The 12,968-nt window shown below is 68.8% G+C and carries 12 protein-coding genes; all 12 read left to right on the top strand.

The annotated features are described in order from the left end of the window. Window positions 1-10: 10 nt before the first annotated feature. The 12 genes from aroC (at window position 11) to pyrF (ending at window position 12,899) form a co-directional block, all read left to right on the top strand. A complete protein-coding gene (gene aroC / locus OC550_RS07130; RefSeq protein WP_262104661.1) occupies window positions 11-1,210 on the top strand; it encodes a chorismate synthase in 1,200 nt (399 codons plus the stop codon). 10 nt (window positions 1,211-1,220) lie between these two features. Continuing rightward, window positions 1,221-1,763 (top strand): shikimate kinase, encoded by a 543-nt coding sequence (locus OC550_RS07125; protein ID WP_262104659.1) that lies wholly within the window; start codon window positions 1,221-1,223, stop codon window positions 1,761-1,763. Next, on the top strand, window positions 1,760-2,863 hold the full coding sequence (gene aroB, locus OC550_RS07120; protein ID WP_262104657.1) for a 3-dehydroquinate synthase: 1,104 nt from the start codon (window positions 1,760-1,762) through the stop codon (window positions 2,861-2,863). Before OC550_RS07125 ends, aroB begins: the two co-directional genes overlap by 4 nt. 79 nt (window positions 2,864-2,942) lie before the next feature. Beyond that, a complete protein-coding gene (gene efp / locus OC550_RS07115; RefSeq protein WP_262104655.1) occupies window positions 2,943-3,506 on the top strand; it encodes an elongation factor P in 564 nt (187 codons plus the stop codon). Then, window positions 3,506-3,928, top strand: coding sequence for a transcription antitermination factor NusB (gene nusB / locus OC550_RS07110; RefSeq protein WP_262104653.1), 423 nt, complete (start codon window positions 3,506-3,508; stop codon window positions 3,926-3,928). Before efp ends, nusB begins: the two co-directional genes overlap by 1 nt. Before the next feature lie 164 nt (window positions 3,929-4,092). Next, window positions 4,093-4,683: a bifunctional pyr operon transcriptional regulator/uracil phosphoribosyltransferase PyrR gene (gene pyrR / locus OC550_RS07105; RefSeq protein WP_262104651.1), complete on the top strand. Its 591-nt coding sequence runs from the start codon at window positions 4,093-4,095 to the stop codon at window positions 4,681-4,683. Continuing rightward, the gene (locus OC550_RS07100) at window positions 4,680-5,675 is read left to right on the top strand and encodes an aspartate carbamoyltransferase catalytic subunit (protein WP_262104649.1); all 996 of its coding nucleotides are present in this window, start codon (window positions 4,680-4,682) and stop codon (window positions 5,673-5,675) included. The genes pyrR and OC550_RS07100 overlap by 4 nt, the downstream gene beginning before the upstream one ends. After that, window positions 5,672-7,003, top strand: a complete 1,332-nt coding sequence (locus OC550_RS07095; protein WP_262104647.1) for a dihydroorotase — start codon at window positions 5,672-5,674, stop codon at window positions 7,001-7,003. Before OC550_RS07100 ends, OC550_RS07095 begins: the two co-directional genes overlap by 4 nt. Before the next feature lie 5 nt (window positions 7,004-7,008). Then, the gene (locus OC550_RS07090) at window positions 7,009-7,524 is read left to right on the top strand and encodes a hypothetical protein (protein WP_262104645.1); all 516 of its coding nucleotides are present in this window, start codon (window positions 7,009-7,011) and stop codon (window positions 7,522-7,524) included. Continuing rightward, window positions 7,521-8,762, top strand: a complete 1,242-nt coding sequence (carA, locus tag OC550_RS07085) for a glutamine-hydrolyzing carbamoyl-phosphate synthase small subunit (protein ID WP_262104643.1) — start codon at window positions 7,521-7,523, stop codon at window positions 8,760-8,762. The genes OC550_RS07090 and carA overlap by 4 nt, the downstream gene beginning before the upstream one ends. Continuing rightward, a complete protein-coding gene (gene carB / locus OC550_RS07080) occupies window positions 8,762-12,058 on the top strand; it encodes a carbamoyl-phosphate synthase large subunit (protein WP_262104641.1) in 3,297 nt (1,098 codons plus the stop codon). Before carA ends, carB begins: the two co-directional genes overlap by 1 nt. Beyond that, window positions 12,051-12,899 carry an orotidine-5'-phosphate decarboxylase gene (gene pyrF / locus OC550_RS07075; protein WP_262104639.1) on the top strand — a complete coding sequence of 283 codons (849 nt, stop codon included), beginning with the start codon at window positions 12,051-12,053 and terminating at the stop codon, window positions 12,897-12,899. Before carB ends, pyrF begins: the two co-directional genes overlap by 8 nt. Window positions 12,900-12,968: the final 69 nt, after the last annotated feature.

Here is a 12,968-nt window from a genome sequence, read left to right as displayed (position 1 = left end):
TATTGATGGCATGTTGCGTTGGTTAACCGCCGGTGAATCCCATGGTCCGGCCCTGGTTGGAATTGTCGAAGGCGTCCCCGCCGGCGTCGAACTGCACATCTCGGATATCCAGGACGCCCTGGCCCGCCGCCGTCTTGGTTACGGCCGCGGCGCCCGGATGAAGTTCGAACAGGACCAGGTCACCATCCTCGGCGGCGTCCGCCACGGCCTGACCCAGGGCGGTCCCGTCGCCATCCAGGTCGGCAATACCGAGTGGCCCAAGTGGGAGAAGGTCATGTCCGCCGAGCCGGTCGATCCGGCCGAGCTGGCCGAGTCCGCGCGCAACGCGCCGCTGACCCGGCCCCGCCCCGGGCATGCCGACTTCACGGGCATGCAGAAGTACGGTTTCGATGAGGCCCGTCCGGTGCTCGAACGCGCCAGCGCCCGCGAGACCGCCGCCCGCGTCGCCTTGGGCACCGTGGCCGCCAACTTCCTGAAGGCCCTCGGCATCGAACTCGTCAGCCATACCGTGTCCCTTGGCCGCGTGTCCGTCCCGGAAGGCGGTCCGGTGCCCGAACCGCGGCACGTCATCGCGCTGGATGAGGATCCGCTGCGCTGCTTCGATGCCGAAACGTCCCTGGCCATGGTCCAGGAGGTCGACGCCGCCCACAAGGAGGGTGAGACCCTCGGCGGCGTGGTCGAGGTGCTGGCCTACGGGCTGCCGCCGGGACTGGGCAGCTACGTCCACTGGGACCGCCGGCTGGACGCACGGCTGGCAGCGGCCCTGATGGGCATCCAGGCGATCAAGGGCGTCGAGGTGGGGGACGGCTTCCAGACGGCCGGCCGCCGCGGCTCCGAGGCGCACGACGAGATCGTCCGCGACGAGCGCGGGACCATCGTCCGCTCCACCAACCGCGCCGGCGGCATCGAGGGCGGCATGAGCATCGGCGACACGCTCCGGGTGCGCGCCGCGATGAAGCCGATCGCCACGGTTCCCCGCGCCCTGCAGACCATCGACGTCAGCACGGGCGAGGCGGCCAAGGCACACCACCAGCGCTCGGACGTCTGCGCGGTGCCGGCCGCCGGCGTCGTGGCGGAAGCCATGGTGGCCTTGGTCCTGGCCGAGGCCGTCACCGAGAAGTTCGGCGGCGACTCCCTCGCCGAGACCGCGCGGAACATCCGCAGCTACGTCGAAGCCATTCCGGCCTCGCTGGACTCGATCGGGAGCTAGTGCCGTCCTGATGCCGCTCACGTTGGAGCGCCATCTTGTCCTGATCGGACCGATGGCCTCAGGTAAATCAACGCTTGGCCAGCACTTCGCCACCCTGCACGGGCTGACCTTCGTCGACACGGACCGGAAGATCGTCGCCAAGCACGGCTCCATTCCGTCCATCTTCGCCGCCCAGGGCGAGCACGGCTTCCGGGAGATCGAGGCGCGCGAGGTGGCGGCGGTGCTTTCGGCAGCCGACCAGCCGAGCGTCGTCTCGCTCGGCGGCGGCGCCATCCTGGACACCGGCACGCAGCAGCTGCTGGCGGGCTGCGACGTCGTTTTCCTCGACGCCGACCTGGAGACCGTGCGGCCACGGATCCAGCGGGACAGCGGCCGTCCGCTGCTGGTGGGCGACCCGGTGGAACGATGGCTCGAAATGTCCCGGCGCCGCCGGCCGACGTACCAGAAGCTGGCGGGCATCGTCCTGGTGACCCGGGGCAAGTCCCAGCAGGAACTGCTCGACGAGCTGACTGCGATGCTCGAAGAGAAGCTTGAAGAAAGGCACACCCCGTGACCCACGGAACCCAGACACCGACCATCATCAAGGTCACCGGCACTGCGCCGAACGAGAATTACGACGTCGTCGTCGGACACGGTCTGCTCGACCGGCTTCCCGGCGTGCTGGGGGAGCGGGTCCAGCGCGTACTGGTCATCCACCCGCGTGCCCTCCGCTCCACCGGAGATACCGTGCGCGAGGAGCTCTCGGCCGCCGGCTTCACGGCACTGACGGCGGAAATCCCGGACGCCGAAGAGGGCAAGCACATCCAGGTCGCCTCGTTCTGCTGGCAGGTGCTGGGCCAGAACGACTTCACCCGCTCCGACGCGATCGTGACCGTCGGCGGCGGCGCCGTGACCGACGTCGGAGGCTTTGTCGCCGCGACGTGGCTGCGCGGCGTGAAGGTGGTGCACATTCCCACCAGCCTCCTCGGCATGGTCGACGCGGCCGTTGGCGGGAAGACCGGCATCAACACGGCCGAGGGCAAAAACCTGGTCGGCGCGTTCCACCCGCCGGCGGCCGTGCTGGCTGACCTGGACGCCCTCGCCACGCTGCCCCGCAACGAGCTCCTGACCGGCATGGCCGAAGTGGTCAAGTGCGGCTTCATCGCCGATCCGGCCATCCTGGACCTGATCGAGGCCAAGCCCGACGCCGTCGCAGACCCTGCTTCCCCCGAGGTGCGCGAGCTCGTGGAGCGTTCCATCGCGGTCAAGGCGCAGATCGTCTCGGCCGACCTCAAGGAATCCGGCCGGCGGGAGTTCCTCAACTACGGCCATACCCTGGGCCACGCGATCGAGCTGGCCGAGCGCTACCAGTGGCGCCATGGGGCCGCGGTCTCCGTCGGCCTGGTGTTCGCCGCGGAGCTGTCCCGAATGGTTGGCCGGCTCGACGACGCCACGGCCGACCGGCACAAGCGGATCCTCGAGCTGCTGGAGCTTCCGGTCAGCTACCGCCGCGATCGCTGGGCCGCGCTGCTGGACGGCATGAAGCGGGACAAGAAGGCCCGTGGCGACCTGCTGCGGTTCGTGGTCCTGGACGCCGTCGGCAAGCCCGGCATCCTCGAGGTTCCGGACACCTCGCTGCTGTTCGCGGCCTATCAGGAGATCGCGGACAGCTAGGAACGACGAAGAGGCGGCTCCCGAGCGGGTAGAATGGCCCGTGAACTTTTCTGGCGCTTGAATCTACGAAAGAGAAACTGTGGCGACAACCAACGACATCAAGAACGGGACCGTGCTGGTCATGGACGGCCAGCTGTGGAACGTTATCGAGTTCCAGCATGTCAAGCCGGGCAAGGGCGGCGCTTTCGTCCGCACCAAGATCAAGAATGTTGTCAGCGGCAAAATCCAGGACAAGACGTTCAACGCCGGCCTGAAGATCGAGACCGCCACGGTTGACCGCCGCGACTACACCTACCTGTACAAGGACGGCGACGACTTCGTCTTCATGGACGTCCAGGACTACGACCAGGTGACCGTGCCCGGAGCCGTTGTGGGCGACGACGAGAACTTCCTGCTGGAAAACATCAAGGTCAACATCGCCATGCACGACGGTACCCCGCTGTACATCGAACTGCCGGCGTCCGTCGTCATGGAAATCACCTACACGGAGCCCGGCCTGCAGGGCGACCGCTCTACCGGCGGCACCAAGCCCGCCACCGTGGAGACCGGCTACCAGATCCAGGTTCCGCTGTTCCTGGAAACCGGAACCAGGGTCAAAGTCGACACCCGCAGCGGCGACTACCTGGGACGAGTCAACGACTAGTGAGTGCACCCACTTCCGCGCGCGGCAAGGCCCGCCGCCGCGCCGTCGACATCCTCTTCGAAGCCGAGCAGCGCTCGGTTCCGCCCACGGACGCCCTGCGCGACCGGCGGGACAAGACGGACCAGATCATCAATCCCTACACGGTGGACATCGTCGAGGGTGTCATGGCCATGCAGCCGACCATTGACGAGTTCCTGTCCACGTACTCGCAGGGATGGCCGCTGGAGCGGATGCCCAGCGTGGACCGGATCGTCCTGCGCGTAGGCACTTGGGAATTGCTGTACAACGACGACGTCCCCGACGCCGTCGCGGTCAGCGAAGCAGTGGAACTGTCACGGACCCTCTCGACGGACGAATCGCCGTCGTTCATCAACGGTCTGCTGGGCCGGCTGCAGCAGCTCAAGCCCACGCTGCTGGCCTGATCGAACGTCAGGTTCCGGCCCGGAAGTCCCTGCTGGAGGTGGTCCCCGTGACGGGGGCCACCTTCGGTCATTCCGGGCGCGGAACGGTCCCTCCGCTGTGGTACGTTGGTTGGGCAACCAACCTTTAAGTCCGTCCTGTGAGGCGGGGAAGGAGGCGGCATCAGATGAACACGTCCGGCACGGTTTCGCCGCAGTCATCACGTGTAGTTCTCGCCGAAGCGGACATCGACCGCGCACTCACTCGCATTGCCCACGAGATCCTCGAAGCAAACAAGGGCTCCAAAGACCTGGTCCTGCTGGGCATTCCCCGGCGCGGTTATCCGCTGGCCCGCCGCCTCGCCGCCAAGATCGAGGCCGCCGACGGCAGCGTGAAGGCGGAGGACATTACCGGCCAGCTCGACGTCACCATGTTCCGGGACGACCTGAAGCGCCAGCCCACCCGCGCTCCGCTGCCTACCCAGCTGCCGGCCTCCGGGATCGATGACAAAGTCGTCGTGCTGGTCGACGACGTCCTGTACTCCGGCCGTACCATCCGCGCCGCCCTGGACGCCCTGGTGGACCTCGGCCGGCCCCGGATCGTGCGCCTGGCCGTCCTGGTGGACCGCGGGCACCGCGAACTGCCCATCCGCGCCGACCATGTGGGGAAGAACCTGCCGACTTCCTCGGTCGAGAAGGTCCGCGTCCGGCTGGCGGAAACCGACGCCGTCGATGGCGAGGCAGTCAACGAAGTAGTCATTGAGGACTGGAGCGCATGAGGCATCTGCTCTCAACCGAGGACCTGGACAAGTCGGACGCCATCCGCATCCTCGACACCGCCGAGGAGATGGCCGCGGTATCCGAACGCGAAGTGAAGAAGCTGCCCGTGCTGCGCGGCCGCACGGTGGTGAACTTGTTCTTCGAGGACTCCACCCGCACCCGGATCTCCTTCGAAGCCGCGGCGAAGCGGCTGTCGGCGGACGTCATCAACTTCGCCGCCAAGGGCAGCTCGGTCTCCAAGGGCGAATCGCTCAAGGACACGGCGCAGACCCTCGAGGCGATGGGCGCGGACGCCGTGGTCATCCGGCACTGGGCCTCCGGCGCTCCCGCGCGCCTCGCGACCTCGGACTGGATCGATGCCGCCGTCGTCAATGCCGGGGACGGAACCCACGAACACCCCACCCAGGCCCTGCTGGACGCGTTCACGATGCGGCGCAACTGGGCCCGCGTCAACGGCACCGGATCGGCGGGCAGCGACCTGGCCGGCATGAAGGTGGCCATCGTCGGCGATGTCCTGCATTCCCGGGTGGCCCGGTCCAACCTGTGGCTGCTGCGTACGCTGGGCGCCGACGTCACGCTGGTGGCGCCGCCCACACTGCTGCCGGTCGGCGTCGAGCACTGGCCCTGCACGGTCAGCTACGACCTCGACGAGACGCTTGCCGGCGGTCCGGACGCGGTGATGATGCTGCGGGTGCAGGGCGAGCGGATGAACGCGGCGTTCTTCCCGTCCACCCGCGAGTACTCGCGGCGCTGGGGCTTCGACGACCGGAGGCTTGCCGCGCTGGATGCCGCGGGCGCGAAGGAAACCATCATCATGCACCCTGGGCCGATGAACCGCGGCCTGGAAATCTCGGCCGCCGCGGCCGACTCGCCGCGTTCCACAGTTCTCCAGCAGGTCCGCAACGGCGTCTCCGTACGCATGGCTGCGCTGTACCTGCTGCTCTCGGGCGACAGCACGCCCGCCGCACCAACCCAGGAGGCCAACAGATGAGCACAGCACCCGAGACATCCGCGGCCTACCTGATCCGGGGAGCCGCCATCGGCGGCGGAGACCGCACCGACCTGCTGGTCCGCGACGGGATCATCGCCGAAACCGGCACCGGCCTCAGCGCTGCCGGGGCGGCGGTTATCGACGCGGACGGGCTGGTCGCGCTGCCCGGCCTGGTGGATCTGCACACGCACCTGCGGGAACCCGGCCGCGAGGACGCCGAGACCGTGGAGACCGGCAGCCGCGCCGCGGCGCTGGGCGGCTACACGGCCGTCCACGCCATGGCCAACAGCTCCCCGGTGGCCGATACCGCCGGCGTCGTCGAGCAGGTCTTCACGCTGGGCCAGAAGGCCGGCTGGACGGACGTCCGGCCGGTGGGCGCCGTGACCGTCGGACTGGCCGGCGAACGGCTGGCCGAATTGGGCGCCATGGCTGATTCGCGCGCCCGGGTCCGGGTCTTCTCCGACGACGGCATGTGCGTTCACGACCCGATCCTGATGCGCCGGGCGCTGGAGTATGTCAAAGCGTTCGACGGCGTGATCGCCCAGCACGCCCAGGAGCCGCGGCTCACCGACGGCGCCCAGATGAACGAGGGCGCGGTGTCGGCGGTCCTCGGCATGACGGGCTGGCCGGCGGTCGCCGAGGAGAGCATCATCGCCCGCGACGTCCTGCTGGCGCAGCATGTGGACTCTCGGCTGCACGTCTGCCACGTTTCCACGGCCGGCTCGGTGGAGATTATCCGCTGGGCCAAGCAGCGCGGCATCAAGGTCACCGCCGAGGTCACGCCGCACCACCTGTGGCTGACGGACGAACTGGTCCGCAGCTATGACCCGGTGTACAAGGTCAATCCGCCGCTGCGCACCGACGAGGACGTCAAGGCGCTCCGGGCCGGCCTCGCCGACGGCACGATCGACATCGTCGGGACCGACCATGCGCCGCACCCCAGCGAAGCCAAGGAATGCGAGTGGGCGCAGGCGGCGATGGGCATGACCGGGCTGGAAACCGCGCTGTCCGTCGTGCAGCACACCATGGTCGAGTCCGGGCTGATCGGCTGGGATGACTTCGCCCGCGTGATGTCCACGGCCCCGGCCCGGATCGGGCAGCTCGCCGGCCACGGACAGCCGCTGGAAACCGGTTCGGCCGCGAACATCACGCTGGTCGATCCCGCCGCACGCTGGCAGGTGGATCCGCAGCGGATGGCCACCAAGGGGCGCAACTCGCCGTTCGCCGGGAGGGAGCTGCCCGGCCGCGTCGTCGCCACGTTCTACCGGGGCCACCCCACGGTCCTGGACGGCGCGCTCAACACCCCGCTGACCTCCGAGGGGGCGTAAGGCCCGTGGACTACCTGGGACCAGGACTGATCACGCTGAGCCTGGTGGTGGTGCTCATCGGGCTCGTCTACTTCGGCTGGCGCAGCCGGCTGAAGCGCCAGCAGGACGTCGCCCCGCTGCCGGCGGTGCCGGAGGAGCTGTCGGCGCCGGTGGCGGCCTACGAGGGGCAGTACGTCGTCACGACGACGGCGGGGGACTGGCTGGACCGGCTCGCCGTCCACTCCCTGGGCATCCGGTCCAACGCGCTGCTGCGGGTGTATCCGCAGGGCGTGCTGATCGAGCGTCGCGGTGTCCCGGACCTGTACCTGCCGGCGTCCAGCATCAGCGGCGTCCGCACCGAGAGCGGCATGGTGGGCAAGTTCGTCGAGAGGGACGGGCTGGCCGTCATTACCTGGTCCCTCGGCGGCCGGGACGTGGACACCGCCTTCCGCAACCGGCAGGCCGCGGACAAGCGGCCGATGCTGGAGCACCTGGAAACTTTTGTACCTGCTGTAACGGACAACGATGAGGATCTATCGTGACTGAACACCAAACCACTCCTTCTGCGGCGGCGCTGCTTGTCCTCGAAGACGGCCGCGTCTTCCGCGGACGCAGCTACGGAGCCCAGGGAACGGCCTTGGGCGAGGCGGTCTTTGCCACCGGCATGACCGGCTACCAGGAGACCATCACGGATCCCTCCTACGCCCGCCAGCTCGTCGTCCAGACGGCCCCGCACATCGGCAACACCGGCGTGAACCGCGAGGATGCGGAATCCCGCAGGATCTGGGTGGCCGGCTACATCGTCCGCGATGCCGCCCGGCGGCCCTCGAACTGGCGCTCGGAGCGCAGCCTCGACGAGGAACTCATCGAACAGGGCATCGTGGGCTTGCAGGGCGTGGATACCCGCGCCATCACCCGGCACCTGCGCGAGCGCGGCGCGATGAAGGCCGGAATCTTCTCCGGCGCCGACGCGCAGCGCCCGGAGGCCGAGCTGCTGGAGCAGGTCAAGGCGCAGGCGCCCATGGAGGGATCGCGGCTGGCCGAGGAGGTCAGCATCGATGCAGCCTACGTCATCGATCCCGCCGACCACGGCTGGGAGGGCGAACCGCGCTTCAGCATCGCCGCCCTCGACCTGGGCATCAAGTCCATGACTCCGCAGCGCTTCGCCGAACGCGGCGTCCGGGTCCATGTGCTGCCGGCTACGGCCACCCTGGCGGACATTCAGGCCCTCGGCCCGGACGGCGTCTTCATGTCCAATGGCCCCGGCGATCCGGCCACGGCCGACGCCCAGGTCGGCCTGCTGCGCGACGTCCTCGACGCCCGCCTGCCCTTCTTCGGCATCTGCTTCGGCAACCAGATCCTCGGCCGCGCGCTGGGCTTCGGCACCTACAAGCTGCGCTACGGGCACCGGGGCATCAACCAGCCGGTGATGGACCGCCGCACGGGCAAGGTGGAGATCACCTCGCAGAACCACGGCTTCGCCGTCGACGCTCCCACCGACGGCGCCACGAAGGCGCCGGAGGAGCGGTTCGGCCGCGTCGAGGTCAGCCATGTGAGCCTTAACGACGACGTCGTCGAGGGCCTCGCGTGCCTCGACATCCCCGCGTTCTCCGTCCAGTACCACCCCGAGGCCGCCGCCGGCCCGCACGACTCGGCCTACCTGTTCGACCGGTTCATCGACCTCATGGACGCGGCACGGCGGACCGCAGGTACGAGTACCGTCAGCACCGACGCAGCGGACGTCTCCAAAGCCACCATCGACGCCAAGGAAGCCAAGTAATGCCCAAGAGAGAAGATCTTAAGTCCGTCCTGGTCATCGGGTCCGGGCCGATCGTCATCGGCCAGGCCGCCGAGTTCGACTACTCCGGCACCCAGGCGCTGCGCGTCCTGAAGGAGGAAGGCCTGCGCGTCATTCTCGTGAACTCCAACCCGGCGACGATCATGACGGATCCCGAGTTCGCGGACGCGACCTACGTGGAGCCGATCACGCCGGAAGTGGTCGAGAAGATCATCGCCAAGGAACGTCCGGACGCGGTGCTGCCGACCCTGGGCGGGCAGACGGCGCTCAACACCGCCATCGCGCTGGACAAGAACGGCGTGCTGGAGAAGTACAACGTCGAACTGATCGGCGCCAACATCGAGGCGATCGAGCTCGGCGAAGACCGCGAGAAGTTCAAGGGCGTGGTGGAGCGCTGCGGCGCCGAGTCGGCCCGGTCCATCATCGTGCATTCGATGGACGAGGCATTCAAGGCCGCCGAGGAGCTTGGCTACCCCATGGTGGTCCGCCCGTCCTTCACCATGGGCGGCCTCGGCTCCGGCATGGCGTACAACGAGGAGGACCTGCGCCGCATCGCCGGCGCCGGCATCCAGTACAGCCCGACCAGCGAGGTGCTCCTCGAGGAGTCCATCCTCGGCTGGAAGGAGTACGAGCTGGAGATGATGCGCGACAAGAACGACAACGTCGTGGTGGTCTGCTCCATCGAGAACTTCGATCCGGTCGGCGTGCACACGGGCGACTCGATCACCGTCGCGCCGGCCCTGACGCTGACGGACCGCGAGTACCAGAACCTGCGGGACATCTCGATCGCCGTGATCCGCGAGGTCGGCGTGGACACCGGCGGCTGCAACATCCAGTTCGCGATCGAACCGGACACGGGACGCGTCGTCGTTATTGAAATGAACCCCCGCGTCTCCCGCTCCTCGGCGCTGGCGTCGAAGGCCACCGGCTTCGCCATCGCCAAGATCGCCACGAAGCTCTCGCTCGGCTACACCCTGGACGAGATCCCGAACGACATCACCCAGAAGACCCCGGCGTCGTTCGAGCCGACGCTGGACTACGTCGTCGTCAAGGTTCCCCGCTTCGCCTTCGAGAAGTTCCCGGCGGCCGATCCGACGCTGACCACCACGATGAAGTCCGTCGGCGAGGCCATGGCGCTGGGCCGCAACTTCACCGAGGCCCTGCAGAAGGCCCTGCGGTCGCTCGAGCAGAAGGGCGCGCAGCTGACCTTCGACTCGGTCAATGACTTCGAGGTTCCGGAGCTGCTGGAGAAGTCCAAGGTAGGCTCCACGGAGCGGCTGTCCATGGTGCAGCGCGCGCTGCTGGGCGGCGCCACCGTCGAGCAGGTGTACGAAGCCACCGGGATCGACCCGTGGTTCCTCGACCAGCTCCAGCTGATCAACGAAGTGGCTGGCGAGATCCGCAAGGCTCCGGCACTGACGGAGGACATCCTGCGCCTGGCCAAGCGCCACGGTTTCTCCGACGAACAGATCGGCAAGCTGACCAACACCCCCGAGGCCGTGGTCCGCGGCGTCCGCCACGCCCTCGGCGTCCGGCCGGTGTTCAAGACGGTGGACACCTGTGCCGCCGAGTTCGCCGCCTACACGCCGTACCACTACTCGTCCTACGACGAGGAGGACGAGGTCGAGCTGCATGCCAAGCCGTCGATCATCATCCTCGGCTCCGGCCCGAACCGCATCGGGCAGGGCATCGAGTTCGACTACAGCTGCGTGCACGCCACCATGGCCCTGCGCCAGGCCGGCCACGAGACCGTCATGATCAACTGCAACCCGGAGACCGTCTCGACGGACTACGACATCTCCAACCGGCTCTACTTCGAGCCGCTGACGCTGGAGGACGTGCTCGAGGTCATCGCGGCCGAGGAGCGCACCGGCGGCGTCATGGGCGTCTTCGTGCAGCTCGGCGGGCAGACTCCGCTGAAGCTGGCGCAGGCCCTGTCCGACGCCGGCATCCCGATCCTGGGCACCTCGCCGGAGGCCATCGACCTCGCCGAGCACCGCGGCGCCTTCCAGCGCGTGCTGGACCGGGCCGGGCTCATCGCGCCGAAGAACGGCACCGCCGTCAGCTTCGAGGACGCGAAGAAGATCGCGGACGAGATCGGCTACCCGGTGCTGGTTCGCCCGTCCTACGTGCTGGGCGGCCGCGGCATGGAGATCGTCTACGACGAGCCGAACCTCGCCCGCTACATCAGCAACGCCACCGAGATCACGCCGGAGCACCCGGTGCTGGTGGACCGGTTCCTTGAGGACGCCATCGAGATCGACGTGGATGCGCTCTTCGACGGCAAGGACCTCTACGTCGGCGGCATCATGGAGCACATCGAAGAAGCGGGCATCCACTCCGGCGACTCCGCGTGCGTGCTGCCCCCGATCACGCTCGGCGCCGACGTCCAGGCCCGCGTGACCCGGGCCACCCGCGCCATCGCGGAAGGCGTCGGGGTGCGCGGCCTGATCAACATCCAGTTCGCGCTGGCCGCAGACGTGCTCTACGTGATCGAGGCGAACCCGCGCGCCTCCCGCACCGTACCCTTCGTCTCCAAGGCCACCGGCATCCAGCTGGCCAAGGCCGCGGCGCTGATCGGCACCGGAGTGACCATCCACCAGCTGCGGACCGCCTACAAGATGCTGCCCGAGACCGGCGACGGCGCCAGCCTGCCGCTGGAGGCGCCCGTGGCCGTGAAGGAAGCCGTGCTGCCCTTCAGCCGGTTCCGCACGCCGGAAGGCACCGTGGTGGACTCCTTGCTCGGCCCGGAAATGCGCTCCACGGGCGAGGTCATGGGCATCGACAAGTACTTCGACACGGCCTTCGCCAAGAGCCAGGCAGCGGCCAACAACCCGCTGCCGACCTCCGGCAAGGTCTTTGTGTCCGTCGCCAACCGGGACAAGCGTTCGATCGTGATACCGGTCAAGCACCTGGCCGACCTGGGCTTCGAGATCGTCTCCACCGGCGGCACCGCCGATGTGCTGCGCCGCAACGGGATCCAGGCCACCGTGGTGCGCAAGGTCCGCGAGGGCAGCGCCGAGGGCGAGTCCAACATCGTGGACCTCATCACGGACGGCTCGATCGACATGATCCTGAACACCCCTTCCGGGGGAGACGCCCGGGGCGACGGCTACGAGATCCGCGCCGCGGCGACGTCGGTCGGTACGCCCGTGATCACCACCGTTGCCGAGTTCGGCGCGGCGGTCCAGGCCATCGACGCGATGCGCCAGTACGAGTGGGACGTCACCAGCCTGCAGGAGCATGCCGCCAAGCTGAAGGCCAGCGCCGGTGCCTGAGCCGCGGACAGGGTTCGGCGCGCGGCTGCAGGCCGCCATGGCCGCCCGCGGCCCGCTCTGCGTCGGCATCGACCCGCATCCGGGCCTCCTGCACGCGTGGGGCCTGGACGACGACGCCGGGGGCCTCGAGCGCTTCTCCCTCACCGTCCTGGAGGCGGTGGGGGAGGTGGCCGCCGCGGTGAAGCCGCAGGTCGCGCTGTTCGAGCGGCACGGTTCGCGCGGCCTGGCCGCCCTGGAGAAGGTGCTGGCCGCAGCGGCCGGCGCCGAGGTGCTGACGATCGCCGACGCCAAGCGCGGTGACATCGGCTCCACCATGGCCGCCTACGCGGAGGCCTGGCTGGCCGACGGCTCTTCGTTGGCCGCGGACGCGGTGACGCTGAGCCCCTATCTGGGGTATGAGTCGCTGCGGCCGGCCCTGGACCTGGCGGAGCAGACCGGCCGCGGCGTGTTTGTCCTGGCGCTGACCTCGAATCCCGAGGGCGCCAGCGTGCAGCACGTCGGGGGGGAGGACTCCGTGGCCCGCCGGATCGTGCGGGCGGCCGCGGCGGACAACGCCGCGGCCCGGGACTCCGGGGAGCTGGGCTCGGTCGGCCTAGTGGTCGGCGCGACCGTCGGGGACGCGCCGGCCCGGCTGGGCCTCGACCTGGCCGGCCTGAACGGCCCGGTGCTCGCTCCGGGGCTCGGAGCCCAGGGCGCCACCGGCGCAGATCTGCGGCGCTCCTTCGGGTCCGCCTTCGGCCGCGTGCTGGGGACATCGAGCCGCGATATCCTCAAAGCCGGTCCGGAAGCGGCGGCCTTGCGCGACGCTGTGGCGCGTACCCTGGAGATGGTCGCCGGCTGAAGCCGGAGACCGCCGGCCGGCACCGGCTAAGGCATTGATTTCCCGGGGGCTTGCCACTAGGTTCAGTGC

Origin of the sequence: Arthrobacter sp. Marseille-P9274 (assembly GCF_946892675.1) — a bacterium.
In the GTDB taxonomy this organism is placed as follows: domain Bacteria; phylum Actinomycetota; class Actinomycetes; order Actinomycetales; family Micrococcaceae; genus Crystallibacter.
The sequence above is the reverse complement of the archived record's forward strand: the minus strand, read 5'-3'. Positions and strand labels throughout refer to the sequence as shown.